At 71.6% G+C, this 26,075-nt stretch carries 23 protein-coding genes; 22 read left to right on the top strand and 1 reads right to left on the bottom strand.

What is annotated here, in order from left to right:
• Window positions 1-148: 148 nt before the first annotated feature.
• Complete coding sequence (locus tag H6A07_RS09155) at window positions 149-1,378, bottom strand: MFS transporter (RefSeq protein WP_204814614.1); 1,230 nt, start codon at window positions 1,376-1,378, stop codon at window positions 149-151.
• Between the two features lie 139 nt (window positions 1,379-1,517).
• Between H6A07_RS09155 and H6A07_RS09150 the strand changes: the two genes are divergently transcribed.
• The 22 genes from H6A07_RS09150 (at window position 1,518) to H6A07_RS09045 (ending at window position 25,989) form a co-directional block, all read left to right on the top strand.
• The gene (locus H6A07_RS09150) at window positions 1,518-2,483 is read left to right on the top strand and encodes a hypothetical protein (RefSeq protein ID WP_204814613.1); all 966 of its coding nucleotides are present in this window, start codon (window positions 1,518-1,520) and stop codon (window positions 2,481-2,483) included.
• The gene (locus tag H6A07_RS09145) at window positions 2,477-3,007 is read left to right on the top strand and encodes a very short patch repair endonuclease (protein WP_342636585.1); all 531 of its coding nucleotides are present in this window, start codon (window positions 2,477-2,479) and stop codon (window positions 3,005-3,007) included. The genes H6A07_RS09150 and H6A07_RS09145 overlap by 7 nt, the downstream gene beginning before the upstream one ends.
• Window positions 3,008-3,116: 109 nt before the next feature.
• Window positions 3,117-3,896: a metallophosphoesterase gene (locus H6A07_RS09140; RefSeq protein ID WP_204814612.1), complete on the top strand. Its 780-nt coding sequence runs from the start codon at window positions 3,117-3,119 to the stop codon at window positions 3,894-3,896.
• 7 nt (window positions 3,897-3,903) lie between these two features.
• A complete protein-coding gene (locus tag H6A07_RS09135; RefSeq protein ID WP_204814611.1) occupies window positions 3,904-5,694 on the top strand; it encodes a GNAT family N-acetyltransferase in 1,791 nt (596 codons plus the stop codon).
• Window positions 5,695-5,854: 160 nt separating this feature from the next.
• Entirely contained in the window at window positions 5,855-7,246 is a 1,392-nt protein-coding gene (locus H6A07_RS09130) for a hypothetical protein (protein ID WP_204814610.1), read from the top strand.
• 6 nt (window positions 7,247-7,252) lie between these two features.
• Complete coding sequence (locus tag H6A07_RS09125) at window positions 7,253-8,503, top strand: deoxyguanosinetriphosphate triphosphohydrolase family protein (RefSeq protein ID WP_204814609.1); 1,251 nt, start codon at window positions 7,253-7,255, stop codon at window positions 8,501-8,503.
• A 234-nt stretch (window positions 8,504-8,737) separates the two neighbouring features.
• Entirely contained in the window at window positions 8,738-9,745 is a 1,008-nt protein-coding gene (locus H6A07_RS09120) for an alpha/beta hydrolase (protein WP_204814608.1), read from the top strand.
• A 353-nt stretch (window positions 9,746-10,098) separates the two neighbouring features.
• Window positions 10,099-11,418, top strand: coding sequence for a replication-associated recombination protein A (locus tag H6A07_RS09115; protein WP_204814607.1), 1,320 nt, complete (start codon window positions 10,099-10,101; stop codon window positions 11,416-11,418).
• A 165-nt stretch (window positions 11,419-11,583) separates the two neighbouring features.
• Window positions 11,584-12,138, top strand: a complete 555-nt coding sequence (locus H6A07_RS09110) for a hypothetical protein (RefSeq protein ID WP_204814606.1) — start codon at window positions 11,584-11,586, stop codon at window positions 12,136-12,138.
• Window positions 12,138-12,509: an ATP-binding protein gene (locus H6A07_RS09105; protein ID WP_204814605.1), complete on the top strand. Its 372-nt coding sequence runs from the start codon at window positions 12,138-12,140 to the stop codon at window positions 12,507-12,509. The genes H6A07_RS09110 and H6A07_RS09105 overlap by 1 nt, the downstream gene beginning before the upstream one ends.
• Window positions 12,499-13,326 (top strand): SigB/SigF/SigG family RNA polymerase sigma factor, encoded by an 828-nt coding sequence (locus tag H6A07_RS09100; protein ID WP_204814604.1) that lies wholly within the window; start codon window positions 12,499-12,501, stop codon window positions 13,324-13,326. Before H6A07_RS09105 ends, H6A07_RS09100 begins: the two co-directional genes overlap by 11 nt.
• Before the next feature lie 54 nt (window positions 13,327-13,380).
• Window positions 13,381-14,685, top strand: coding sequence for an AI-2E family transporter (locus H6A07_RS09095; protein ID WP_204814603.1), 1,305 nt, complete (start codon window positions 13,381-13,383; stop codon window positions 14,683-14,685).
• A 250-nt stretch (window positions 14,686-14,935) separates the two neighbouring features.
• A complete protein-coding gene (gene alaS / locus H6A07_RS09090; protein ID WP_204814602.1) occupies window positions 14,936-17,596 on the top strand; it encodes an alanine--tRNA ligase in 2,661 nt (886 codons plus the stop codon).
• A gap of 5 nt (window positions 17,597-17,601) precedes the next feature.
• Window positions 17,602-18,015 (top strand): Holliday junction resolvase RuvX, encoded by a 414-nt coding sequence (gene ruvX, locus H6A07_RS09085; RefSeq protein WP_204814601.1) that lies wholly within the window; start codon window positions 17,602-17,604, stop codon window positions 18,013-18,015.
• Window positions 18,016-18,024: 9 nt separating this feature from the next.
• Window positions 18,025-19,284: an endolytic transglycosylase MltG gene (gene mltG / locus H6A07_RS09080; RefSeq protein WP_204814600.1), complete on the top strand. Its 1,260-nt coding sequence runs from the start codon at window positions 18,025-18,027 to the stop codon at window positions 19,282-19,284.
• A 10-nt stretch (window positions 19,285-19,294) separates the two neighbouring features.
• Window positions 19,295-19,795, top strand: coding sequence for a YqeG family HAD IIIA-type phosphatase (locus tag H6A07_RS09075; RefSeq protein WP_204814599.1), 501 nt, complete (start codon window positions 19,295-19,297; stop codon window positions 19,793-19,795).
• Between the two features lie 102 nt (window positions 19,796-19,897).
• The gene (locus tag H6A07_RS09070) at window positions 19,898-20,443 is read left to right on the top strand and encodes a shikimate kinase (protein ID WP_204814598.1); all 546 of its coding nucleotides are present in this window, start codon (window positions 19,898-19,900) and stop codon (window positions 20,441-20,443) included.
• Window positions 20,440-21,597, top strand: a complete 1,158-nt coding sequence (locus H6A07_RS09065; RefSeq protein ID WP_204814597.1) for a 3-dehydroquinate synthase — start codon at window positions 20,440-20,442, stop codon at window positions 21,595-21,597. The genes H6A07_RS09070 and H6A07_RS09065 overlap by 4 nt, the downstream gene beginning before the upstream one ends.
• 56 nt (window positions 21,598-21,653) lie before the next feature.
• A complete protein-coding gene (locus H6A07_RS09060) occupies window positions 21,654-22,778 on the top strand; it encodes a M24 family metallopeptidase (protein WP_204814596.1) in 1,125 nt (374 codons plus the stop codon).
• A 411-nt stretch (window positions 22,779-23,189) separates the two neighbouring features.
• Window positions 23,190-24,200: a PTS sugar transporter subunit IIB gene (locus H6A07_RS09055; protein ID WP_204814595.1), complete on the top strand. Its 1,011-nt coding sequence runs from the start codon at window positions 23,190-23,192 to the stop codon at window positions 24,198-24,200.
• Window positions 24,201-24,213: 13 nt separating this feature from the next.
• Window positions 24,214-25,026 carry a PTS mannose/fructose/sorbose transporter subunit IIC gene (locus tag H6A07_RS09050; RefSeq protein ID WP_204814594.1) on the top strand — a complete coding sequence of 271 codons (813 nt, stop codon included), beginning with the start codon at window positions 24,214-24,216 and terminating at the stop codon, window positions 25,024-25,026.
• 18 nt (window positions 25,027-25,044) lie between these two features.
• Window positions 25,045-25,989, top strand: a complete 945-nt coding sequence (locus H6A07_RS09045) for a PTS system mannose/fructose/sorbose family transporter subunit IID (protein WP_204814593.1) — start codon at window positions 25,045-25,047, stop codon at window positions 25,987-25,989.
• Window positions 25,990-26,075 lie beyond the last annotated feature (86 nt).

Raw genomic sequence — 26,075 nt, 5'->3', positions numbered from 1 at the left:
TTGTCCGTATGGTCACGTTTCCCGATTTACGTGTGCTGACGACCACCGGCCCGATCGCGCAACTCGGGAATTGTGGCTGCGGACAAAAATCCCGGCCTGCGCGATCGGCGCAGGCCGGGACAAGGGCGCGGGCGGGCGAGAAGGACCCCTACGCGCCGGCGCGCTCCGGGACGCGGAGCATCACGAGGAAGCCCACGACGAAGAGGACCGCGATCGAGAGCACGCCGAGGCTGGAGTTGCCGGTGAGTGCGGTGAACGTGCCCACGAGGAAGGTGCCCAGGATGGCGGCGTACTTGCCGAAGATGTCGAAGAAGCCGAAGTACTCGTTGGCGCGCTCCTTGGGGCAGAGCTTGCCAAACTCGCTGCGCGAGAGCGCCTGGATGCCGCCCTGGAACATGCCCACGAGGATGGCCAGGAACCAGAACTCGGCGGCCGAGCGCAGGAAGAACGCGGCAAAGAGCGTGATGCCAAAGTACGCGGCGATCGCGATCAGCAGCATCCGGCGCGTGCCGTAGCGGCTCGAGAGGCGCCCGTAGATGATCGCGCTCGGAAACGCCACAAACTGCGTCACCAGCAGCGCCAGCACGAGCTGCGTGGAGTCGATCCCCAGCTCGGTGCCGTAGCTCGTGGAGAGCTTGATGATCGTGTGCACGCCGTCGATGTAGAAGAAATACGCGATCATGTAGTAGCGGATGGCGCGGTTGGCCCAGATCTCGCGCAGCGTCGCGGTGAGGCCCCGGACGGCGCGGCTCACGGCGTGCGGCTCGCGCGGCTTGTAGTGGAGCTGCTGCACGTTCTTGAGCAGGGGCACCGTGAAGACGGCCCACCAGGCGGCGGTGATGATGAAGGCGATCTGCATGGCGGTCTGCAGCGTGATGCCGAGCGCCTCGTAGCCCAGGACCACGCCCAGGCATGCGATGAACGGCACGCAGCTGCCGATGTAGCCCCAGGCGTAGCCCGCCGACGAGATCTCGTCCATGCGGTCGTCGGTCGTGGTGTCCACGAGCAGCGCGTCGTAGAAGACCATCGAGGAGTTGAGCGCCACCGAGGAGATCACGTAGATGACCAGGAACGCGAGCGCCGTCGTCACGAAGCCCAGCGCCACCGTGGCCACCACGCCCGTGCCCACGCAGCCCACGATGAACTTCTTCTTCATGCCCTGCATGTCCGCGATCGAGCCCAGGATCGGCATGAGGAGGGCGATGATGAGGGAGGCCACCGTCTCGGCATAGCTCCACGCCACCACGACGCCGCCGTCGGGGGAGAGGGAGGAGAAGTAGATCGGGATCACGCTCGTGGCGAGAAGAACGAGGGCGGAGTTGCCCACGTCGTAGACAATCCAGCTCTTCTCGGCCTTGGTCATTTTCTGATGCGCCATGTGCTTCCTTTCCTGTGACGCCGCAACACTCCCATGGTACGCGAGCGGGCCGCGCGCGGCTCGTAAGAAGTGGGTAAGCGCGCCCGGCGGTGCGCGCTTCGTGGCATAATCGGGTCAGGACACGACGAAAGGGCCCGCGATGCCTGCCATCCTCACGCACGACCTCTTCGGGCGGGGCGTCCTCGAGGACGCGACCAGCCTGCTCAAGGCGCGCTCCATCGACGAGCGCGACGCGTTCCTGCTGGGCAACCAGGGCCCCGACCCGCTCTTCTACCTCGTCGTCGACCCCCTGATGCACAAGTGGTCGCCGCTCGGCAACGCCCTGCACGGCGTCTCGAGCGCCGAGGTGCTTCTCGCCATGCGGGAGGCGGCGCTGCGCCTGGAGGGGCGCGAGCGCAGCATCGGGCGCGCCTACGTGGCCGGCTTCGCGTGCCACTGGCTGCTGGACTCCACGGTGCACCCCTTCGTCTACTGCTGGCAGAACGGCCTCTGCGCGGCGGGCGTCCCGGGCCTCGACGAGCGCGCCGGCTCGCGCGTCCATGCGGAGATCGAGCGCGACCTGGACGAGATGGTCCTCTTTGCGACCACGGGCCGGACGGTCGAGCGCTGGCGCCCGCACGAGCGGGCGCTCGCGGCCTCGCGCGCGGTGCTCGCCGCGGTCGACAAGCTCTACTTCTACGCGGCGCTCTGGGTCTTCGAGCGCGCCGTCGACCCGCGCACCTTCTCCACCGCCGTGCGCGAGTTCCGGCTGGTCCAGCGCGTCTTCGACTCGCCCTCGGGCCGGAAGCGCACGGCACTCGCGGCCGTCGAGCGCCTGGTCACGCGCGCGCCCTTCTCGCTCGTGGCGGCGATGTCGCACCGGGCGCGGCCGGAGGACACCTCCGACTTTGACAACCGCGACCACCGCGCGTGGGAGAACCCCTTCACGCACGAGACGAGCACCGCGAGCTTCTGGGACCTCTTCGACGCGGCCCACGCGCGCGTGCTCCCCGTCCTCGACGAGCTGCTCTCCCCGGGGCTCGACCTCGCGGGCGCCCGCGCGCTCACGGCCGACCTCAACTTCGAGGGCGCGCCGACGCCCCCGGGGGAGCGCCCCGCGTGGTAGCGCGCACCCGCGTCCCCGAGGCGTCGTCTGAGGCCACGCGCCACGTCATGCAGGCCAACCGCTCCAAGAACACGGGCCCCGAGCTGCGCGTCCGCTCCGCGCTGCGCGCGGCCGGGCTCACCGGCTACCGCCTGCACTGGAAGAAGGCGCCCGGCAGTCCGGACGTGTGCTTCCCCGGGCGGCGCGTGGCGATCTTCGTCCATGGGTGCTACTGGCACCGCTGCCCGTTCTGCGAGCCGTCGCGGCCCAAGACCCACGCGGCGTTCTGGGAGGAGAAGTTCGCGCGCAACCGCGCCCGCGACGAGCGGGACGTGACGCTGCTTCTGGACGCGGGCTGGACGGTGCTCGTGATCTGGGAGTGCCAGCTCAAGCGCGGCCGCGCGGAGGCAACGATGGCGCGCGTCGTGGCGGAGGTGCGCGCGGCGGGGGCGGGTCGGCTCCCGGCCCACGTGGTCGACGTCGGCGCCCCGCCCGTCTGGCGGCTGCGCGCGGCGCGGGCGCGGCGTCGGGGCCGGCGCTCCTAGAGGCGGCGCGACCGCTCGCCCGCGCTCGGGTGGGCGCGGGACGCGTGAGGTGCTAGGCTAGGTCGAACGGGCGCGGCGGCGCGAGAGGCACGAGGGAGGGGTCAAGCGCATGTCCACCTACGTCTTCTCGGATGTCCACGGCCACCGGGCCACGCTCGAGCGCGCTCTCATTCGCGTCTCGCCGGCCGAGGGCGACCGCATCTTCTGCCTGGGCGACATGATCGACCGCGGGCCCGACCCCGTTGGCGTGCTGCGCCTCGTGCGGGGACTCCCGGGCGCGGTCGCGCTCGTCGGCAACCACGAGGACCTGATGCTGGACTTCCTGCGCGACCGCCACGACCCCATCGCGGCCATGAATTGGTCGATCAACGGCGGCGGCGTCACGCTGGACGGGCTCGAGGCGCTCGGCCCCGACGAGTTCGACGAGCTCGTCGGCTGGGTGCGCTCCTGCCCGCGCAGCGCGCACGTCCGCGTGGGCGGGCGCCTCTACCTGCTTGCGCACGCCGGCGTGAACCTGTCCGCAGCCGTCCCGCAGACCTGGGACGACGAGGCGGCCGCCTCCTACCTCGCCGCCCAGAGCGACGAGGACCTCACGTGGATCCGCGAGGAGTTCTGGGGTGCGCCGCGCGGCCTTGCGGGCGAGGACGGCTCGGGGCCCGTGGTCGTGGCCGGCCACACGCCGACGCCCTATCTCGAGCGCATGGCCGGCGAGCTGGACCGCCCCGCGTTCGGCGAGGACGGCCTCGCCCGCATGGTCCGTGTGGGCGCCGAGCGCGACCGCTGGGACGTGGACAGCGGCGCGGCGGGCGGCGCGGGCTTCGGCCAGGTGCTCGTGCTGCGCCTGGACGACGGCGAGCAGTTCTACGAGCCCGTCCGCGAGGGGGAGTAGGGCGCCCATGCCGACCGAGGTCACCGCACGCGCCGCCGACCTTTTGCACGGCGCGCTCGACGTCGCGGACGCCGGCGACGGCTGGGTGCGCCCGTCGCGCTTCTCGGCCGCGCAGCTGCGCGCGCTCGGGAGCGTGCGCGCCTGGCACCCGGGGCTCTACCGGCAGATGGCGGCCTGCACGGCGGGCGTGACCGTGGAGTTCACGACCGACGCCTGCACCGCGACGCTCGAGCTGCGCATGGGCGAGGTCCCGCGCGGGACCCTCGGCGCCCTCGACGACGTCCGGCGCCACACGGGCGTCGAGCCGCCGCGCGTGGACGTCGTGTCCGTCGACGTGGACGGCCGCCACCTCGGCCCGCTCTCCCCGGGCGAGAAGGACCTCCTCTCGATCGACCTCGCGGACCCGGACGCGCTGGAGCTGCCCCTGCCGGGCCTCGGCGAGCCGCGCCACGTGCGCGTGTGGCTGCCCTGCCTCGTGCCCTGCGAGCTGCGCTGCGTCCATGCGGACGGCTCGTTCGTCGAGCCCGTCCCGGCGCGCCCCCGGCTGCTCGTGCTGGGGGACTCGATCGCCCAGGGCTTCTGCGCGGACGACCCGGCCCGCACCTGGCCGGCGCTCCTCGCCGACCACCTGGGGCTCGACCTCGTGAACCAGGGCGTGGGCGGGCAGGTGTTCCAGCCGGGGACGGTCCCGGCGGCGGAGGTGCGCGACGCGGCGGCCGTGGTCGTGGAGCTCGGCGAGAACTACCGCTTCGAGCCGTGCGGCGCGGCGGCGGTCGCGCGCGACGTGCGCGCCCTCCTGGGCGAGGTCGCCGCCGCCTGGCCCGAGGCGCCCACTTGGGTCCTCACGACCCCGCCGCACCTCGAGGTCGCCTACCCCACGCACCCGCGCAGCTGCTACGCGGAGGTCGACGGCATCGTCGCGGCCGCCGCGGCGCGCCACGCGCAGATGCGGCTCGTGGACGGCTCCGCCCTGCTCGACCGCAGCCTCCTGCCCAGGCTTCTGACGGACGGATCCGACCACCCGGGCCCGGAGGGGCAGCTCATGTTCTTCGACCGGCTCTCCTTCGTGGTGGACGCGACCCGCGACGACCCGGGCGAGCGCCGCGAGCGGGCGCTCCGGCTGGTGGGGGAGGCCGGCGACGACGCGCTGCCGCTCGCCGACGCGCTCGGGCGCGGCGTGGGCGAGGTGCGCCTCGCCGCCGAGGGGGCGGTGGTCGCGGACGTGCCGGCCGGCGCGCGCCTCGTCTGGGCGAGCGACCGCAAGCTCGTGCGCCGCGCGCTCACGTGCCTGGGCCCCGCGCCCGTGACCTGCGTCTGCGCGCCCCGTTCCGTCGCGCGCGAGGTGGCCCGCGCCGCCCACGGCCGCTCCCGGGCCTGCGACCTTATCGTGTGGCGCGCGGGCACGCCCGAGCTCGGGGCGGCCCGTGACCTGCGCGTGCTCACGCCGGCCTACGCCGGGGCGATCCTCGAGCGCTACAGCCACCCGGAGTACCTGCGCGCCGGCGCGCTCGAGGTGCTTCTCGCCGGCGGGCGCGTGATCGGGGGCTTTGAGGACGGGCGGCTCGTGGGCTTTGTGGGCGAGCACCCGCACGGCGCGATGGGCCTGCTCGAGGTCGTGCCCGAGGCGCGCCGGCGCGGCTGGGGGCGCGCCCTCGCGGCGGCCAAGGTCCGCCAGCTGCTCGACGAGGGGCGCCTCCCGTGGGCCGAGGTCTGGCCGGACAACGACGCCTCGCTCGCGCTCGCGCGCGCCATGGGCTTCGAGGTGCGGGAGGGCGAGCGGCTCTGGTACGTGTCGTAGCGCCGCGCGCCGGCCGTCCTTCTCGCCTGCGTCCCTCTCGCTGCCCCCCCTGCTCCACCGAAGGTCCACATACCTGCCCGCATCTGGTGAAAACCTTTGTTTTTGTCCGCGCATACACCTACAATGCGCGTGCCATGACAAGACAGAAACGAGGGACATCATGAGCAACCTTCGCTGCCGTCAGCTCGAGGACGAGTACCTCGGCATCCTCCGGGACCTTGACGGCGACGCCGAGGGCCGCCGACTCGCGGCCTCCTACCTCGCCTCCGCCCACCCCGTCGCCAACCGCGAGGGCAGCCCGACCTGGGCCCTCACGCCCAAGGTCCTCTCGAGCGCCGAGCTGGGGATCCTGCGCGAGGCGGCCGAGACCATGGGCCGCATCATCGAGAAGGTCACGGCCCGCTACCTCGACGACGCCGACTTCCGCGCCCGCTTCCGCCTGCCGGCCGAGCAGGAGGCGCTGACCCGCATCCCCACCGGCTACGACCGCCTGATCCCCTTCGCCCGCGTCGACGTCCTCTTTGACGAGGAGACCGGCGACTTCACGCTGGCCGGCGTCGCCACCGACAGCTCGCTCGGGATGACCGCCTCCGTGGAGGTCACGCGCGCGACCCAGCTCACCGAGGCCTACCGCCGCTTCGCCGAGCGCCACCCCGACATCGAGACCTTCGACGTCACGGGCGGCGTGATCGACGCGCTGCGCGAGACCTACCGCTCCTGGGCCAACGCCGACTCCGGGACCAAGCACCCCGACCGTCCCACGGTCGGCATCGTGGACTTCCCCGAGAGCGCCACGGCGAGCGAGTTCGCCGACATCGTGGAGCGCCTGGCCGACGAGGGCGTCTTCGCGCGGCTCGTGGACATCCGCGACCTGCGCATCGAGGAGGCCGGCGGCGTCCGGCGCCTCGTGGACTCGCAGGGCCCGATCGCCTGCGTCTACCGCCGCGCCCTGCTCTCCGAGATGGTCGAGAAGCCCGGCGACGGCGTGGACGCGCTCGCCGAGGCGGCCCGCCGGGGCCTCGCCTGCGTGATCGGCGGCTTCGGCACGTGGCCCGTCTCCACCAACGCCCTCTTCGCGGTGCTCACCTCCGACGCCGTGGAGGGCGTGCTCGACCACGAGGAGCTCGCCTTCGTGCGCGCCCACGTCCCCGAGACCCACCTGCTCGAGCGCGGCTGCGACCTCGCGCCCTACCTCGCCGAGCCCGAGCGCTGGCTCGCGCGCCCGGCGGGCGCCTACCGCGCCAACGAGGCCGTCGCCGGCGCGTCCTGCGCCGACCGCGACGACTGGTGGCGCGTCCTTCTCGGCTGCGCCGAGGAGGGCGGCGTGGTCCAGGCGATTGGCCGGACCTACCGCTCGCCCGTCGTGCTGGGCGCCCCCGCCGTCGGCGAGGAGGCGGACCGGGGCTCCGAGCCGGTCGAGGTCGAGAACCTCATCGGGCTGCACCTCTTCCGCGGCGAGTTCGGCGGCGTGTACGCGCGCGGCGGCTACGACGGCGAGCTCGGCCCCTGGACCAACCGCGTGACCATGGGCTGCCTCGTGGTGCGCGACTAGCCGGCGATGGGCGCCCCGCTGACAAACCCGCTTGCCCCCGGCCTGACCGGGCGGCTCTCCGAGCGCGCGGCCGCGCTCGTGGGGGAGCGCCTGGCGAGCGGGCGGCTCTCGCCGTTCGCGTGCCGCGACGCCTCCGCCCTGCGCCGCGACCCCGCCGAGCGCGACCGCGACACGGCGCTGCGCCCGGCCTTCGTGCGGGACGCCGAGAAGATCGTGCACCTGCCGGCCTACAACCGCCTGGCGGGCAAGACGCAGGTCTTCTCGTTCCGCGCGAACGACGACCTCTGCCGGCGTGGGCTGCACGTGCAGCTCGTGGCTCGCGTGGCGCGCGACATCGGCCGCGCGCTGGGGCTCAACCTGGACCTCATCGAGGCCATCGCGCTGGGCCACGACCTCGGCCACACGCCGTTCGGGCACGCCGGCGAGCGCTTCCTCTCCGACGTCTACCACGAGCGCACGGGCCGCTGGTTCTTCCACAACGTCCAGAGCGTGCGCGTCCTGGACGAGCTGGCCGGCCGCAACGTGAGCCTGCAGACGCTCGACGGCGCGCTCTGCCACAACGGCGAGTTCGAGCTCCAGCGCTTCGAGACGAGCGGCCTGGCCGAGTTCGGCACGTTCGAGCGCGTGGTGGCGTCGTGCTGGGAGCGCGGCGACGAGGCCATCTCCCACCTGCGCCCGATGACGCTCGAGGGCTGCGTGGTGCGCGTCTCCGACATCATCGCCTACGTGGGCAAGGACCGCCAGGACGCCATCTGCGCGGGCCTGTGCGACGAGTCCAGCTTCGACGACGGCCTCGGCGGCGGCTACAACGCCTGGGCGCTCGCGGCCTTCGTCGCGGACGTGGTGGAGAACAGCGTGGGCGAGGAGACGATCGCGATGAGCGAGGAGGGCTTCGCCGAGATGCGCCGCGCCAAGCGCGAGAACTACGAGAAGATCTACGGCGCGGGCGAGGTCAACGGCGACTTCTCCGCCCGGATCGCCGAGCTCTTCTCGGCGCTCTACGACCACGAGCTGGCGGCGCTGGCGGCCGGCGACGAGTCCGCGGCGATCTTCGCGCACCACGTGGCCCCGCTCGAGCGGCGCCTGGCCTTCTACGGCCGCAGCTACGACTGGGAGTCCGACCCGGACCGCACCGTGGTCGACTTCATCTCCTCGATGACCGACGACTACTTCATGGCCACCTGCGCGGCGGCGTTCCCGCGTGCGGCGGAGCTCTTCCCGAGCCGCGGGTACTTCCCGGAGGGCGTGCGCGCCTAGCGGCCGCGCGGGCTGCGGTTGCGGCCCGAGGTCCTTCTCGCCCGCCGGGGTCGCCGCTGCATCGGCCCCTCGCCGAGTGTACGAAATTCCCTCGGCCTGCCTTCTCGCTAGGTTGCATACATATAGTCGTAGCTTAACTATCGTATCATCCTCTGACGTATTTCGTACACTCGGCGCGGGGGGACGTCGTGGCGACGTAGAATGGCCCCTCACACGTTCGGGGAAGGGGAGCACATGGCGCTGGCGAGAAGAACGAGGCGGGTCGTCATCGCGGTCGCGGTGGCGGTCGTTGTGCTGGCGGCCGCGGCGCTGGCCGTGGCGGGCAACTTCCTCGTGGACTTTGCGCTCAACCCGCACGCCGAGGTCTCGATGGCGTCGATGATGGGCTCCGAGGACGTGGACGGGCTCGACTACGGCGAGGCGCCCAAGCTCGACGAGGCCTACGCCGAGGAGGCGGCCGCGTGGTTCGACGCGCAGAAGGAGAGCGTGAGCCTCGTCGCTGCGGACGGCACGGAGCTTCTGGGCTGGGAGCTTCCCGGCGCCGAGGGCGGCCCCTACGCCGACGGGCACACCTGGGCCGTGGTCTGCCACGGCTACGTGGGCGAGCCCGCCGACATGGCCAAGTATGCCTACCACTTCTCTCAGCTGGGCATGAACGTGCTCGCGCCCGCCGCGCGCGGGCACGAGCGCAACGCGGACACCGGCCTCATTCAGATGGGCGGCACGGACGCCGAGGACCTCGTCGGCTGGGTGGACCAGATCGTGGCGGCCGACCCCGAGGCGCGCGTCCTGCTCTTTGGCGTCTCGATGGGCGGCGCCGAGGTCATGCAGGCCTCCGGGCTGGACGACCTTCCCGAGAACGTGCGCCTGATCGTGGAGGACTGCGGCTACGCGAGCCTGTGGGGCGAGTTCGAGCTGCAGCTGCAAAACGTCTTCGGCCTGCCGAGCTTCCCGATCCTGAACGCCGCCGACCTCGCGTGCCGGCTGCGCGCGGGCTATGCGTTCGAGGACGTCTGCGCGACGGACAGCCTCGCGCGCGCGAGCGTGCCGATGCTCTTCATCCACGGCGACGCGGACGAGTTCGTGCCTTTCTCGATGCTGGACGAATGCTACGACGCCTGCGCGAGCGCGGACAAGGAGAAGCTCGTCGTGCCGGGGGCCGGCCACGGCCTGTCCGCCAGCACCGACCCGGAGCTCTACTGGGGGACCGTCGACACCTTCGTGGCGAAGCACCTGTCGTAGCCGCGCGCCCGGGGCGTTTCTCGGCCGGTCCCAGGATTTGGCGGGCTTGGCACGGGGGCGTCTAGGAAGTCGCGGCCTTGTTCCGCGCGCGTCCGGGAATCGGCGGCCTTGTTGCGCGCGGCTCCAGGAATCGGCGGCCTTGTCGCACGCGCGTCCGGGAATCGGCGTTCTTGTCGCTTGTTTTTCTAAGAATCCGGGACCGTGCGCGCCCGGGCTCGCAGCGGCCGGGACAAGGCCGCCATTATTTAGAACCGGCCGGGACGAGGTCGCCATTATCTGGAGCCGCCCGGAACAAGGGCGGGTTTTTCTGGACGGCTGGTGGCATCGCGGCGCGCTGGCGTACAATCGCCCCCATGGACACGCTCTTCACCCACATCGAGAACGCCCGCCGCGACGAGAACGCGCCGCTCGCGGCTCGCATGCGCCCCACCACGCTCGAGGGCTTCGTCGGCCAGACCAAGGCCGTGGGCCCCGGCAGCTGGCTGCGCCGCGCGATCGAGCACGACACGCTCTCCTCGGTCATCCTCTACGGCCCGGCCGGCACGGGCAAGACCACGCTCGCGCGTATCATCGCGCACACCACGCATGCGGAGTTCGTCGAGGTCAGCGCCGTCACGGGCACGGTCAAGGACCTGCGCCGGGAGATCGAGGCCGCCCGCTCCCGCCTGCTCTCGCTCGGGCGGCGCACGATCCTCTTCGTAGACGAGATCCACCGCTTCAACCGCGGCCAGCAGGACGCGCTGCTCCACGCCGTCGAGGACCGCACGGTGGTGCTGATTGGCGCCACGACGGAGAACCCCTACTTCGAGGTCAACTCCGCCCTCATCAGTCGCAGCCGCGTCGTGGAGCTGACCGCCCTCGACGACGACTCGATCCGCGAGCTGCTGCGTCGTGCCGTGACGGACGAGCGGGGCCTCGCGGGCCGCTTCGTGCTCGCGCCCGAGGCGGAGGACGAGATCGTGACGCTCGCCGGCGGCGACGGCCGGGCGGCGCTCACCTCGCTCGAGCTGGCCTCCCAGATGGTGGACGAGAAGGACGACGGCTCGCCGGCCACGATCACGCGCGAGCACGTGCTCGAGGCCAACCCGCGCCGCGGCCTCGCCTACGACAAGGCCGGCGACATGCACTACGACGTCATCTCGGCGTTCATCAAGTCCATGCGCGGCAGCGATCCCGACGCCGTCCTCTACTGGCTCGCGCGGATGCTCGACGCCGGCGAGGACCCCAAGTTCATCGCGCGCCGCATCATGATCTGCGCCTCCGAGGACATCGGCAACGCGGACCCGCAGGCGCTGCTCGTGGCGCACGCGGCCTTCCGGGCCACGGAGGTCATCGGCATGCCGGAGTGCCGCATCAACCTGGCGCAGGCCGCAACCTACCTGGCGCTCGCGCCCAAGTCCAACGCCGCCGAGGCCGGGATCGACGCCGCGCTCGAGGAAGTCCGACGCGGCCCCCGCCGCGAGGTGCCCAACCACCTGCGCGACCGCCACCGCCCCGGCTCGGACGAGTACGGCCCCTACCTCTACCCGCACAACTACCCCGCGGGCTGGGTGGAGCAGCGCTACCTGCCCGAGGGCCTCGAGCGCGGCTGCTTCTACCACGCGAGCGGCCGGGGCTGGGAGGCCTGGCGCGAGGAGGCCATCGGCCGCGAGCGCGCCGAGGCGGGGGAGTAGCCGGCCGCGCCCGCGCGCCCGCGCCCGTGCGATCCCGGGGCCTCCGGGCGGCCGGAAATGGCGGCCGCGCCCCCGGCCGCGCTAGCCCGGCCGGGGTTTGGGTAGAATGTAGCTCTGAGGCACGACCCCAGTCCCGTCCCAGAGTTTCGTCCCGAGGAGGGCGCTATGACCGCGGACCTGATACTTTCCATCGCCCTTGTCGTCCTGGTGCTGGTCGGCGTCTGGGCCGCCGTGGAGATCGCGCTCACGATGCGCTCCGCCCGCCGCGACGTCAACGCGCTCACGACCTCGGCCCGCGAGGTGGTGGAGCAGGCGCAGCCCGTCGTGGCCAAGCTCGACGGCATCATGGACGAGCTGGAGCCCGCCGCCAAGCGCGCGGTGCCGCTGCTGGAGAAGACGGAGACCGCCGTCGACGAGGCCACGGTCTCGCTCGACCGGCTGAACGGCATCCTGGAGGACGTCTCCTCGGTCTCCGGCGCGGCGTCGAGCGTCACGGGGGCCGTGAGGGGCGTCGCCGAGAGTGCGGCGAGCGGCGTCGCGGGCGTCGTGTCGCGCCTGCGCGGCGAGACGAGCCCCGACCCTGCGGCGCTCCCGGAGACGCGCGCCGCCTCCGAGGCCGCTGCGCAGAGGCGGGAGGCGCCCCGGGAGACGCCCACCCGCTACGTCGACTACGCCGAGGTGGCGTCCCCGAGCGACGCCGCCGACCAGAAGGAGAGCTGATGGACGAGAAGCACGTGCTCCTGCGCGTCCCCGCGCAGGCGTCGTTTGCCCGCTCGGTCCGCATGACCGCCTCCGCGCTCGCGGTGGCGGCCGGGATCGAGAGCATCGAGGACGTCGAGGACGTCAAGATGATCGCCGACGAGGGGTTCGTCTACGCCTGCGCGACGGGCCCGGAGGACGTCGAGGTGGCCTTCACGCTCGGCGCGGGCCGCATGGGCATGGACTTCTCGCTCGGCGGCGCGCGTCCCACCGACGACTCCGTGGAGCTCGTCCGCGTGCTGCTGCTTGCCCTCTGCGACGAGTTCGACCTGTCCGAGGACGGCGCCACGCTGCACCTCGTGCGGGCGACCGGCGGCTCCGATGACGAGTAGGGGCCGCGCGGACCAGGGCTCTCCGCAGCCCGCGCGCCGCTCCGGCAAGGGGCGCGTCGCGTGGGACAAGGACCGCACGCGCGAGCTCTTCCGGCGCTACAAGGAGGGCGGCGATGCCGAGGCGCGCGACCAGCTGATCGTGAGCCACCTCAACCTCGTGCGCTTCCTCGCCTCCAAGTTCAAGAACCGCGGCGAGTCCCTGGAGGACCTCGTGCAGGTGGGCACGATCGGCCTGATCAAGGCGATCGACCGCTTTGACCCGGAGCGCGGCCTCGAGTTCACCACCTACGCCACGCCCACGATCATGGGCGAGATCAAGCGCCACTTCCGCGACAAGGGCTGGTCGGTGCGCGTGCCGCGCCGCCTGCAGGAGCTCTCCGCCAAGGTCAACCAGGCGACCGACGAGCTCACCAACCAGCTGCAGCGCAGCCCCTCGGTCGCCGAGATCGCCGAGCACCTGGGCGCCTCCGTGGACGAGGTGCTCGAGGCGATGGAGTCGTCGAGCGCCTACAGCTCGGTGCCGCTCGAGGGCGGCGGCTCGTCCGACGACGACGAGGCCCCCTCGGTCATCGACCACTACGCCACCGAGGACGCCGACCTCGCCGCGTCCGACGACCGGATCGTGCTCGAGGACGCCATCGCGGACTTCTCGCCGCGCGAGCGCGACGTCATCCGCATGCGCTTCGTCGACGGCCTCACGCAGGTGGAGATCGCCGAGCGCATGGGCATCTCGCAGGTCCAGGTCTCGCGTCTGCTCCGCCGGACGCTCCGGCGCATCCAGGACAAGATCGACCCCGAGGGCCTCGGGATCGCCTGAGTCGCCCAAAAGGGGTCTGACCCCCTTTTAGCAAGTTTTCGAGAGGGAGGCGGCATGGGCCGATACGAGAAGTGGCGTCTGCGCATGGTGGTCGTCTGGGCCGTTGTGGGCGCCATCGCGCTGCTCGTGCTCGCCGTGCGCGGGCTCTCGCTCGTCGGCCAGGCCGTCGAGCTCCTGCTCGTGGGCACGATCGTCGGCTTCGTGTGCAGCCCGATCACCAACTTCCTCGAGGACCGCCGCGTCCCGCGCGGCCTCGCGGCGCTTCTCGCCCTGCTCGTGGTGGTCGCTGCGGTCATCGCGGTCGTCGCCCTGTTCGTGGGCCCGTTCCTGCGCGAGCTGACGGTGCTTCTGCGCAACGTCCCCACCTACGTGACGCAGCTCCAGGACGCGCTCGCCACGTTCTGGGACACCTTCGGCAACTCGCACAACGCCAACGTGCAGAACGCCGTCAACACCGTGGTGGGCATGCTGACCACGGCGGGCACCGACGTCGCCTCCGAGCTCGCGCGCAGCCTCTCCACGGGGCTCGCGGGCGGGCTCGCCGACATGGCCGGCCACCTCGTGACCGTGTTTCTCGGCCTGGTCCTCGCGTACTGGCTCGCGCTCGACTACCCCAAGATCATGCGCGAGCTCGCCGTCATCGCCGGCCCCGACTACGACGAGGAGATGATCCTCACCCTCGCCGTGCTCTCGCGCTCCACGGGCGGCTACATGCGCGGGACGCTCATCACCTCGCTCGCCAACGGCCTCATGGTGGCGGCCGGCCTCGCGCTTCTCGGCCACCCCTACGCGGGGCTTCTGGGCATCGCCACCTTCGTGCTGCACTTCGTCCCCGTGGTGGGCCCGATGCTCTCGTCGGTCTCTGCGGTGCTGCTCGGCCTCTTCGTGAGCCCGGCGTGCGCGTTCTGGACGCTCGTGGTCACCGTGGTGGCGCAAAACGTCACCGACAACGTGCTCTCGCCGCTCGTCATGCGCTCGGCGGTGAAGATCCACCCGGCGCTCTCGCTCGTGGGCATCATCATCGGCGGGTGCCTGGGCGGCGCGGTCGGCATGGTGCTCGCCGTGCCCCTCACGGCGGCGATCCGCGGCCTCTTCGTCTACTACTTCGAGACGCGCACCGGCCGCCAGCTGGTCTCGGCCGAGGGGGCGCTCTTCGGCAGCACCCCGTTCAGCGACGAGCAGGGCCGGCCCCGCCCCACCTTCGACGCCCTCGACGACGACACCTTCATCGAGCGCTCCCGCCTGCTCGCGGGCCTCTCGCGCCTGCACGCCTCCCGCGAGGCCGCGCCGGACGCCCCGGCCCCGGCACCGGCGGAGAAGGACGGCACGGCCGAGAGGGACGACGCGCCGTCCGCGTGACGGGCGACCTCCGCGCGATCCGACCAGAAATCCCGACTCGCGCGCGCCGCAGACCGTGGCGCATCGTGCGCAGGTCGGGATTTCCGTCCGCAGGGGACAGCAATCCCGCCTTGCGCGATCTGCCCCGTGGTGTGCGGCGCGCGCAACTCGGGATTGTCGGCAGGAATTATGTGGCGGGGCCTGACGGGCGCGCCGCGCTATACTGGGACGGTTGATTACGCGAGAAGAACCGCCCGACTGAGGGAGACACATGAGCACCGCCGACTACAAGACCATGACCACCGCCGAGATCCGCGAGGACTTCCTCCGGTTCTTCGAGGCGAAGGGCTGCAAGCTGTACCCGTCCTCGTCGCTCGTCCCGGACGACCCGTCGCTGCTGCTCACCAACGCCGGCATGAACCAGTTCAAGGAGTACTACCAGGGCAAGCGCACGATGCCGGAGATCGGCGCCTGCTCCTGCCAGAAGTGCCTGCGCACCAACGACATCGACAACATTGGTGACGCCACGCACCTCTCCTTCTTTGAGATGCTGGGCAACTTCTCCTTCGGCGGCTATACCAAGGCCGACGTCATCGCCTGGGCCTACGAGTTCATCACCGCGCCGGAGCACCTGGGCCTGCCGGCCGAGCGCCTCTACATGACCGTCTTCGAGGACGACGACGAGGCCATCGAGCTCTGGCATGCGCAGGGCGTCCCCTACGACCACATCTCCCGCCTGGGCGAGAAGGACAACTTCTGGGCCGCCGGCCCCACCGGCCCCTGCGGCCCGTGCTCGGAGATCTACTTCGACCAGGGCGAGGAGTTCGGCTGCGGCGGCCCCGACTGCGGCCCCGGCTGCGACGACTGCGACCGCTACCTCGAGTTCTGGAACCTCGTCTTCACGCAGTACGACCGCCAGGAGGACGGCTCCCTCCCGGAGCTGCCGCACCGCAACATCGACACCGGCATGGGCCTCGAGCGCATCGCGGCCATCATGCAGCACAAGTCCACCAACTACGACGGCGACCTGCTGCAGGGGCTGATCGGCGTCGGCGAGCGCCTGTCCGGCAAGACCTACGGCGACGACCCCGCCCGCGACCGCTCCCTGCGCATCGTGGCCGACCACGCCCGCGCGGTCACGTTCATGATCGGCGACGGGATCCTCCCCGGCAACGAGGGTCGCGGCTACGTCCTGCGCCGCCTGCTGCGCCGCGCGGTCTACCACGGCCGCCTGCTCGGCGTCGAGGGCACGTTCCTCTCCGCCTACGTCGAGAAGATCTGCGAGCTCATGGGCGACGTCTACCCGGCCGTCCGCGAGAGCCGCGCGCTCATCGACGGCATCGTGGTCGCCGAGGAGGAGCGCTTCGGCGCCACGCTCGACGCCGGCGAGTCGCTGCTCGCCGCCGAGCTCGAGGCGCTCGAGCCGGGCGCGACGCTGCCCGGCGAGGTGGCCTTCAAGCTGCATGACACCTACGGCTTCCCGATCGACCTCACGCGCGAGATCTGCGAGGCGGCCGGCCGCGCCGTGGACATGGACGGCTTCGACGCCTGCATGACCGAGCAGCGCGAGCGCGCCCGCGCCTCCGCCAACCGCGACGCCTGGGGCACCTTCAACGACGTCTGGACCGCGCTGGCCGACCAGCTCCCGGCCACCGAGTTCGTCGGCTACGACCACGACAGCGCCGCCGCGCGCGTGCTCGCGATCGTGGCGGACGGCGAGCAGGTGGAGCGTGCCGAGAAGGGCGCCGAGGTCGAGGTGGTTCTCGACGTCACGCCGTTCTACGCCGAGATGGGCGGCCAGGTCGGCGACACCGGCCATGTGGAGAAGGGGCAGTCCCTTTTCCACGTGACGGACACCAGGGCTAAGGGCGGGCTCTATGCGCACGCGGGCGTCGTCGAGGAGGGCGCGCTCGCCGTGGGCGACGAGGTCACCGCTACGATCGACGCGGGACGGCGCGAGCTCATCCGCCGCAACCACACCGCCACGCACCTGCTCGACGCCGCGCTCAAGCGCGTGCTCGGACCTCACGTCTCCCAGGCCGGCTCGCTCGTGGCCCCCGACCGCCTGCGCTTTGACTTCACGCACTTCGAGGCCGTCTCCGCCGACGAGATCGCCCGCATCGAGGGCATGGTCAACGCGGAGATCTTTGCCGCCGAGCCCATCGTGACCCGCGTCATGGGCCTCGAGGAGGCCAAGGCCTCCGGAGCCGTCGCCCTCTTTGGCGAGAAGTACGGCGACGTCGTGCGCGTGGTCTCCACCGGCGAGGGCGACGAGCCGTTCTCCCGCGAGCTCTGCGGCGGCACGCACGCGCGCAACACCGCCGACCTCGGCCTCTTCAAGATCGTCTCCGAGGGCTCGGTGGGCGCGAGCGCGCGGCGCATCGAGGCCGTGACCTCGATGGGCGCGATCGAGTACGTGGACGAGCGCCTGCTCGCCCTCACGGACGTGGCCCACGAGCTCAAGTGCCGCCCGGACGACGTCGCCGAGCGCGTGGCGGCGCTGCAGGCGGAGCTCCGCGAGACGCGCAAGGCCCTCGATGCCGCCACGACCGGCGCCGGCGCGAGCAAGGTGGCCGACGCCTTTGCCTCCGCCGTCCAGCTCGACGGCTACAAGGCCGTGGTCGCACGCCTGGACGGCCTGACCGGCAAGGAGATGCGCTCCGCCTGGGACGGCATCCGCGACGCCGCGAACGGCGAGCCCGTGGCCTGCGTGATCGCCTCCGCCACGCCCGACGGCAAGGTCGCCCTTCTCGCCGGCGGCTCGGACGGCGCCGTGGAGCACGGCTTTGCGGCGGGCGCGATCATCAAGGACGTCGCCGCGCTCGTGGGCGGCCGGGGCGGCGGGCGCCCCAACATGGCGCAGGCCGGCGGCTCGGACGTCTCCGGCATCGACGCCGCGCTCGACGCCGCCCGCGCCGCGCTCGGGATCTAGCGGCCGTGCGCGTCCTCGCGCTCGATATCGGCGAGGTCCGCGTCGGCGTGGCCGTGAGCGACCCGAGCGGGCGCGTGGCCTCGCCGGTCTGCGTGCTGCCTGCCGCCGAGGTGCTCGCGCACGCGCGGACCTTCCGCCGCGTGCTGGAGGACTGGGAGCCGGAGCTGCTCGTCTGCGGCCTGCCCCGCACGATGGCGGGGGAGGAGGGCCCGCAGGCCGCGCGCATCCGCGCCCAGGCCGAGAAGATCGCCGAGGCCTGCGGACTTCCCTTGGAGTTTGCCGACGAGCGCCTGTCGTCGGCCGAGGCGAAGCGTATCCTGAAAGAACAGGGCCTCTCCGAGCGCGCCATGCGTGGCAAGGTCGACTCGGTGGCGGCAGGGCTGTTTCTCCAGTCCTGGCTGGACGCCAGGCAGACCTGAAAGGGCACGATGGCAGCATCCAACAGGTCCCCGCGCCGCGGGGGCTCGCACTTCTCGGCCGGCGGCGGCACGCGCCCCTCCGCGACCCGCGCCTCCCGACCGTCCGCCCCCGCGACCGGTGCGAGCGCCCCGCGCTCCGTGCTCGGCAGCACCGGCGTCTCCAGCCGCACCGCCGCCGCCACCCGGCGCGCTGGCGCGCGCAACCCCCGCAGCCCGAAGGGCGGTCCGCGCCGTCGCCGCATCCCGCTCGCCGCGCTCGCCGTGGTCGGCGCGATCGTCGTGGCAGCCGTGGCGGCCTTCGTGCTCGTCCCGTCCCTCATGTCCGGCGGCGGGGCCGACGACGCCCAGCTCGCCCCCGAGGGCACCGAGGTCACGATCACCATCCCCGACGGCTCGGGCGCGGCGGCCGTCGCGCAGGTCCTCTACGACAACGGCCTCATCGCGGACCAGAGTGAGTTCCTCTCCGAGGTCCGCCGCACCGAGGCGGAGTCCGCGATCAAGAGCGGCTCGTACCGGATCGTCGCCGGCAGCGACGCCACCACGATCATCGAGCTGCTCACCACCGGCCCCAACGCCTCGACGGCCCAGCTCGTGGTCCCGGAGGGCTTCACCGTGAGCCAGATCGCCGACGCGGCCCAGGAGTCGCTCGGCATCTCCGCCGACGACTTCCTCGCCCAGGCCAAGGCGTCCAACTACGCGGCCGACTACGCGTTTCTCGCGGACGCCCACGAGGACTCCCTCGAGGGCTACCTCTTCCCCAAGACCTACGACTTCTCCGGCGAGGAGAGCGTCACCGCCGACACCGTGATCCGCGCGATGCTCGACCAGTACCAGGCCGAGGTCGGCTCGCTCGACCTCGCCGGCGCCGCGCAGGCGCTCTCCGAGCGCTACGGGCTCGAGCTGGACGAGAACGACGTCCTCACGATGGCGTCGATCGTGGAGCGCGAGGCCGTGACCGACGAGCAGCGCCCGAAGGTGGCCTCGGTCTTCTACAACCGCCTCGCCGACGGCATGCGCCTGCAGAGCGACGCCACGCTCACCTACTCGCTCGGCCGCGCCGCCACCGCCGAGGAGATCAACTCCCTCGACGACCCCTACAACACCAACCTGCACGAGGGCCTCACGCCCACGCCGGTCTGCTCGCCGAGCCTGGCCTCGATCGAGGCCGCCTGCGAGCCTGCGGACACCAACTACTACTACTTCTACATCACGCAGGACACCGAGCAGTTCTCCGAGTCCTACGACGAGCACATGCAGGCGTACTCGTAGGGGGCCTCGGATGGGACTGTTCCGTGCCACACGCTACGTGGCGAGCCTGCCGAAGGTGAGCGTCGAGGACCTGGTGGCGGACGGCGTGCGCCTGGTCCTTCTCGACCGTGACAACACCTGCGTCCCGCGCGACGCCGCCGAGCCTCCCGCCGAGGTCATGGCGTGGCTCGCCCGCGCCCGCGAGGCGGGCCTCGGGCTCTGCCTCGTGTCCAACAACTTCCACTCCGCGCAGGTGCGCGGCAGCGCCGAGCGGATGGGCATGGACGTGGTGGACCACGCGATGAAGCCGCTGCCGTTCGCGCTCGTGCGGGCGATGCGGCTCATGGGCGCCGTCCCCGGGGAGACCGTCATGATCGGCGACCAGGTCTTCACCGACGTCGCGGCCGGCAACCTCGCCGGCGTGCGCACGGTCCTCGTGCGCCCGCAGTCGCGCCGCGACCTCTGGTACACCCACGTCTTCCGCGTCTTCGAGCGCCTCGCCCTGCGCGGCGTCGAGTTCGAGGGGGAGTAGCCTAGCTACGTACCCGCCGGGCGGCCCTGTTGACGACGCGCGCCGCGCCCCCGAGGGTTATCGAGTAGAATCTCTTCTCGGTATACGCGAAGGGGGAGTGCCGTGCCGCAGGATCCGAGATACGTCGTTCACGAGGGGTGCGACCACCTCTTCTTCGTGGGCTTTCTCGGCGCCGGCAAGTCCACGCTCGCGCGCAACCTCGGCGGGCTCTTCCACCGCCCGCACGTGGACACCGACCGGCTCGTCGAGCGCGCGCTCGGGGCCTCGGTGGCGCAGATCTTTGCCACGGCGGGGGAGGCCCGCTTCCGCGACGCCGAGACCGCGCAGCTGAGAAAGCTCGCCGCCCGCAAGTCGCTGCTCGTGAGCTGCGGCGGGGGCATCGTCGAGCGCCCCGAGAACCTCGAGCTCATGCACGAGATGGGCGTCGTCGTCTACCTCGACGGCGACCTCGCCGACTCGCTGCGGCAGATTCAGCGCCCCGAGCTCAGGCCCGACCTCGGCTCGGACGAGCACGCCGCCGAGGTCTACCGCCGGCGCCGGCCGCTCTACGAGCGCGCCGCCGACATCACGATCGACATCCGCAACAAGACGTTCGAGCAGGTCGCCTCCGAGTCGGGGGAGCTGCTCTGGGAGAGGGGGCTCCTGTGAGCGAAGCGCTTGACCAGGACGAGAAGGACCGGGACGAGAAGGACGCCCCCGCGGCGCCGCCCGCGCCGCGCGCCGCGCGCCAGTGGGTGGTCATGCGCGGGGCCTCCATGGACCTGCGCGCGGGCGCGGGCATCCTGCCCGAGTTCCCGGACGTGCTGCGCTCGGCGGCGGGCCGCCCGCACCTCTGCGCGCTGCTCGTCGAGGAGGGCGTGAGCGAGGACGTGGTCCGCACCCTGCGCGACAACCTCCGCGCCCAGGGCTTTGAGGTCCGCTCCGGCCAGATAGCGCGCGGCGCCTGCGACCTCGCCGCCGCGAGCCGCCTCTGCGAGCTGCTCGCCGAGGCGCGCGTCACGGCCGACGACCTGGTGCTCGTCGTGGGCGGCTACGAGACGCTCTCCGTGGCGTCCTATGTCTGCGCGGGCTGGTGCGGCGGCGTGCAGCTCGCCGAGGTCCCGCTCGACCTGCCGTGCGCCGTCGCGGCGGCGACCACGCCGCGCGCCCTCGACGCGGCGGGCAGCCCGCGCATGCTCGCGCAGGACGCGACCGCGCGCTTCACGTGCGTCGACCTCGACCTCGTCGGCGAGGACCCGACGAGCGAGCCGGCCCTTCTCGCCTTCTCGCTCATGGTGCAGACGGCGATGTGCGAGTCCGACCGCTCGTTCGGGCGCCTCTGGGACGCCGCCGACGCCCTCGCCGCCGACGACCGCGACGCGCTGGTCACCCAGCTGCAGGACACCCTCAAGAGCCGCGGCAAGGTCTCCTCGGCGACCTCGGCGGCGCTGCGGCAGTCCCTCGAGTTCGGGACCACCTTCGCCGAGGCGCTCCGCTCGCTCGCGCCGGGCGAGACGAGCCCCGCGACCGCGCTCGCCGACGGCATGCGCTTCGCCTCGCGCCTCGGCGTGGCGCAGGGGACCTTCTCGATCGACGACATGCTCGCGGTGGACGAGGTGCTCGAGCGCCTGGGCGTCCCCACGTCCCGGGCGCACGTGGACCCGGAGGCGCTCGTCGGGCGCATCCGGGACGAGCGCTTCCTGCGGACCAACCGCTTCATGCTCGCCGTGCCGCGCGGCCTCGGGCGCGTGCGCCTCGCGGTCATGACCGACGAGCTGCTCGCCGAGCACGCGGCCGCCTGGTGCGCCTCGCGCCCCGCGTGACGCGCGGCGACCGGCCCGACCCGACCAACAGACCCTCTCAGGAGAAAGGACACGAAATGGCAGATGCACAGGCATGCGCCGGGCGCGTGGAGCGCCTGCGCGAGCTCATGGCGGAGCGCGGCTACGACGCCGTGATCCTGCGCAACAACCCCGACCTGCGCTGGCTCACCGGCGCGGAGCGCACCTTCGACGACGAGGTGGCCCACACGGCCGTGATCACGGCCACGGGCCAGTGGCTCCACACGGACTCCCGCTACTACAACACCTTCGTCGAGCGCCTGGGCGCCGACACCGCCTGGGCCCTGGACATGGACGTCGTCGACCCCGCCGCGTGGGCGGCGCGCCGGCTCGCCGCCGAGCGCGTGCGCGTGGCGGCCGTGGAGGACACCTGCGACCTCGCGTTCTACGACGAGCTGCTCGTGGAGCTCTCCCGCGCCGGCGTGGCCTGCCTCACGCCGCGCCTGCACGGCGACATCTGCGACCTGCGCATGGTCAAGGACGCCGAGGAGGTCGCGCTCATGCGGCGCGCCCAGGAGGTGACCGACGAGGCCTTCGCGCACATCTGCGAGTTCATTCGCCCCGGCGTGAGCGAGCAGGAGATTCGCGTCGAGCTGGAGAACTACATGCTCTCCCACGGCGCCGACGCGCTCTCCTTCGGCACGATCATCGCCTCGGGCCCCAACGGCGCGAACCCCCACGCCCAGCCCGGCGAGCGCCGGGTCCAGGAGGGCGACCTCATCGTCATGGACTACGGTGCGGGCTACCACGACTACCACGCGGACATGACCCGCACCGTGGCCGTGGGCGAGCCGGGCGCCGAGCAGCGTGCGGTCTACGACGTGGTTCGCCGCGCCCACGAGGCCTGCGCCGAGGCCGTCCACGCCGGCGTGATCGGGCGCGACATCCACCAGATCGCGGTCGACGTGATCTCGGAGGCGGGCTACGGCGACTACTTCGGCCACGGCCTGGGCCACGGCGTGGGCATCCAGATCCACGAGAACCCCAACTTCAACCGCCGCTGGGACCGCCCGGTGCCCGAGGGCTCGGTCGTGACCATCGAGCCGGGCATCTACCTGCCCGGGCGCTTCGGCATCCGCCTGGAGGACTTCGGCCTCGTGACCGAGGGCGGCTTCGAGCCGTTCACCCGCTCCACGCATGACCTCGTCGTCGTAGGGAGGTAGCGGGCGCGCGGCGGCTCCGGGAATCGCCGACCCTGTTCCGGCGGCGTCCGTGAATGCGCGGGCTTGTCCCGCGTGTGGCCGCGAATCGGCGTTCTTCTCGCCCGTTCTTCCGAGAAACGCCGCCCTTGACACGCCAGATTCCAGAAAGAGGCTCCCGTGCGCACTCGGACCCGCTCCGGACCGCGCACGGGAGCCGTTTTCTAGACGTCCCCGTGACAAGCCCCCGGATTCCCGGACCCACCGGCTGGCGAGAAAAACGACGGCCCGACCCCGTTCTCAGATGCCGCGAGGGCCCCGCTGAGCTAGAATGTGAAGGGCGCATGGAGCGGCGGGGGAGAAACTGTGAAGGCCCGTCGCGCCGCGCAGGCATAGCAAAGGTAAGGGTCCGCGAAACAGAGAAGGAGGTAAGCGGTGGTTAGCATTGTCCTAGCCAGTCATGGCACGTTCGCCGAGGGCATAAAGATGTCCGGCCAGATGATCTTTGGCCCGCAGGAGAACGTCGCTGCCGTGACGCTCATGCCCGAGATGGGGCCGGACGACCTTCGCGCCAAGCTGCTCGAGGCCGTCGCCGGCTTCGAGGACCAGGACCAGGTCCTGTTCCTCGTCGACCTCCAGGGGGGCACCCCCTGGAACCAGGTGTCGCTGCTGCTCGGGGAGGAGGGCCACGAGAACTGGGTCGCCGTCGGCGGTCTCAACCTGCCGATGCTCGTCTCCGCGTACGGCGAGCGCATGGGCGCCGAGACCGCGGCCGAGGTCGCCAAGGCCATCTACCCCGAGGCCAAGGCCGGCGTCTGCATCAAGCCGGAGGAGCTCGCCCCGGCCGAGGCCGCGCCCGCGGCTCCGGCGGCCCCCGCTGCCGCCCCGGTCGGCGCCATCCCGCCGGGAACCGTCCTCGGCGACGGCCACATCAAGATCGCGCACTGCCGCGTCGACACGCGCCTGCTGCACGGCCAGGTGGCCACGGCCTGGACCAAGGCCATCAACCCCGACCGCATCATCGTCGTCTCCGACGGCGTGGCTCACGACGAGCTCCGCAAGACGATGATCGTCCAGGCCGCGCCCCCGGGAGTCAAGGCCCACGTCATCCCCATCTCCAAGATGATCGAGGTCTCCAAGGACCCGCGCTTCGGCGCCACCAAGGCCTTCCTGCTCTTCGAGACCCCGCAGGACGTCCTGAAGGCGATCGAGGGCGGCGTCGACATCAAGAACGTGAACATCGGCTCCATGGCCCACTCCGTGGGCAAGGTCGTCGTCACCAACGCGATCGCCATGGACCAGGCCGACGTCGAGTGCCTCGAGGCGCTCCAGGCCAAGGGCGTCACGTTTGACATCCGCAAGGTTCCGGCCGACTCGCCCGAGAACTTTGAGGCCATGATGAGCAAGGCCAAGTCCGAGCTCGCCGCACAGGCCGCACAGGCATAAGAAGGAGGGAAGCATGTCGGTTTTCGCAATCGTCCTTATCGTCATTGTCGCCTTCTTTGCCGGCATGGAGGGCATCCTTGACGAGTTCCAGTTCCACCAGCCGCTGGTGGCCTGCACGCTGATCGGTCTGGTGACCGGTCACCTCGAGGCGGGCATCATCCTCGGCGGCACGCTCCAGATGATGGCCCTCGGCTGGGCCAACATCGGCGCCGCCGTCGCGCCCGACGCGGCGCTCGCCTCGGTGGCCTCGGCCATCCTCATGGTCATCGCCCTCAACGGTGGGGCCGACCAGGGCGAGGCCATCACCACGGCCATCGCCGTCGCCGTGCCGCTGTCCGTGGCGGGCCTCTTCCTGACGATGATCGTCCGCACGCTCGCCATCCCCGTGGTCCACGCCCAGGACGCCGCTGCGGCCAAGGGCAACTTCGCGGCCATCGAGGCCTGGCAGATCGCGGCCATCTGCATGCAGGGCATCCGCATCGCCATCCCGGCCGCCGCGCTCTGCTTCATCCCCGACGAGGCCGTCATGGGCGCCCTCAACATGATGCCCGCGTGGCTCAACGAGGGCATGACGATTGGCGGCGGCATGGTCGCGGCCGTCGGCTACGCCATGGTCATCAACATGATGGCCACCAACGAGGTCTGGCCGTTCTTCGCGCTCGGCTTCTGCGTTGCCGCCATCTCCGAGCTGACCCTCATCGCCCTCGGCGTCATCGGCATCTCCCTGGCCCTCATCTACCTGGGCCTCAAGGAGGCCGCCAAGGCCGGTGCCGGCGCCGCCGGCTCGGGCGACCCGCTCGGCGACATCCTGGACGACTACGAGTAGGAAGGGAGGAGAGAACACATGGCAGAGAACAAGGTAACCCTGTCCAAGAAGGACCGCATGTCCGTCGCCTGGCGCCACCAGTTCCTCCAGGGCTCCTGGAACTACGAGCGCATGCAGAACGGCGGCTGGTGCTACTCCATCATCCCGGCCATCAAGAAGCTCTACCCCAACAAGGATGACCAGATCGCGGCGCTCAAGCGTCACATGGAGTTCTACAACACGCACCCGTACGTCTCGGCCCCCGTCATGGGCGTCACGCTCGCCCTCGAGGAGGACCGCGCCAACGGCGCGCCCGTCGACGACGCCGCCATCCAGGGCGTCAAGGTCGGCATGATGGGCCCGCTCGCCGGCGTCGGTGACCCGGCGTTCTGGTTCACCCTCCGCCCGCTGCTCGGCGCGCTCGGCGCGTCGCTCGCCATGGAGGGCAACATCGTCGGCCCGATCCTGTTCTTCGTGCTCTGGAACCTCATCCGCATGGCGTTCATCTGGTACACGCAGGAGTTTGGCTACAAGCTCGGCACCTCCATCACCAAGGACCTCTCCGGTGGCCTGATGGGCAAGATCACCGAGGGCGCCTCCATCCTCGGCATGTTCGTCATCGGTGGCCTGGTCCAGCGCTGGGTGTCCATCTCCTTCGCGCCGGTGGTCTCCCGCGTCGAGCAGTCCGACGGCGCCTTCATTGACTGGACCGCCATCGCCGACACCGCCGGCCAGGGTGGCCAGGGCGTCGCGGACGCGATTCACAGCGCGCTCTCGCAGTACGCCTCCCTCGGCTCTACTGGTCTCGAGCAGGTCAAAGTCACCACGCTCCAGCAGAACCTCGACAGCCTCATCCCGGGTCTTGCCGCCGTGTGCGTGACGCTGCTGTGCTGCTGGCTGCTCAAGAAGAAGGTCTCCCCGATCGTCATCATCATCGGCATGTTCGCCGTGGGCATCGTGGGTCATCTCGTCGGCCTGCTCTAAGGCCCGACCGGCTCGTCCCAGGCGGCCGCGCCCTCGCAAGACGTGTCACAATGACGTCGTGCGGGGCGCGGCCCCTCGCGTTTCTC

Origin of the sequence: Olsenella uli (assembly GCF_016899935.1) — a bacterium.
GTDB lineage: Bacteria > Actinomycetota > Coriobacteriia > Coriobacteriales > Atopobiaceae > Thermophilibacter > Thermophilibacter uli_B.
This window is presented reverse-complemented; position numbering and strand designations above follow the sequence as displayed.

Bases quoted from the DNA above. Each gene is read 5' to 3' on its own strand.
- H6A07_RS09100 (WP_204814604.1), top strand. From the start codon at position 12,499: ATGACGAGTAGGGGCCGCGCGGACCAGGGCTCTCCGCAGCCCGCGCGC.
- mltG (WP_204814600.1), top strand. From the start codon at position 18,025: ATGGCAGCATCCAACAGGTCCCCGCGCCGCGGGGGCTCGCACTTCTCG.
- H6A07_RS09140 (WP_204814612.1), top strand. From the start codon at position 3,117: ATGTCCACCTACGTCTTCTCGGATGTCCACGGCCACCGGGCCACGCTC.
- H6A07_RS09105 (WP_204814605.1), top strand. From the start codon at position 12,138: ATGGACGAGAAGCACGTGCTCCTGCGCGTCCCCGCGCAGGCGTCGTTT.
- H6A07_RS09115 (WP_204814607.1), top strand. From the start codon at position 10,099: ATGGACACGCTCTTCACCCACATCGAGAACGCCCGCCGCGACGAGAAC.
- H6A07_RS09150 (WP_204814613.1), top strand. From the start codon at position 1,518: ATGCCTGCCATCCTCACGCACGACCTCTTCGGGCGGGGCGTCCTCGAG.
- H6A07_RS09045 (WP_204814593.1), top strand. From the start codon at position 25,045: ATGGCAGAGAACAAGGTAACCCTGTCCAAGAAGGACCGCATGTCCGTC.
- alaS (WP_204814602.1), top strand. From the start codon at position 14,936: ATGAGCACCGCCGACTACAAGACCATGACCACCGCCGAGATCCGCGAG.
- H6A07_RS09130 (WP_204814610.1), top strand. From the start codon at position 5,855: ATGAGCAACCTTCGCTGCCGTCAGCTCGAGGACGAGTACCTCGGCATC.
- H6A07_RS09075 (WP_204814599.1), top strand. From the start codon at position 19,295: ATGGGACTGTTCCGTGCCACACGCTACGTGGCGAGCCTGCCGAAGGTG.
- H6A07_RS09050 (WP_204814594.1), top strand. From the start codon at position 24,214: ATGTCGGTTTTCGCAATCGTCCTTATCGTCATTGTCGCCTTCTTTGCC.
- H6A07_RS09155 (WP_204814614.1), bottom strand. From the start codon at position 1,378: ATGGCGCATCAGAAAATGACCAAGGCCGAGAAGAGCTGGATTGTCTAC.
- H6A07_RS09120 (WP_204814608.1), top strand. From the start codon at position 8,738: ATGGCGCTGGCGAGAAGAACGAGGCGGGTCGTCATCGCGGTCGCGGTG.
- H6A07_RS09095 (WP_204814603.1), top strand. From the start codon at position 13,381: ATGGGCCGATACGAGAAGTGGCGTCTGCGCATGGTGGTCGTCTGGGCC.
- H6A07_RS09110 (WP_204814606.1), top strand. From the start codon at position 11,584: ATGACCGCGGACCTGATACTTTCCATCGCCCTTGTCGTCCTGGTGCTG.
- H6A07_RS09125 (WP_204814609.1), top strand. From the start codon at position 7,253: ATGGGCGCCCCGCTGACAAACCCGCTTGCCCCCGGCCTGACCGGGCGG.
- H6A07_RS09060 (WP_204814596.1), top strand. From the start codon at position 21,654: ATGGCAGATGCACAGGCATGCGCCGGGCGCGTGGAGCGCCTGCGCGAG.
- H6A07_RS09135 (WP_204814611.1), top strand. From the start codon at position 3,904: ATGCCGACCGAGGTCACCGCACGCGCCGCCGACCTTTTGCACGGCGCG.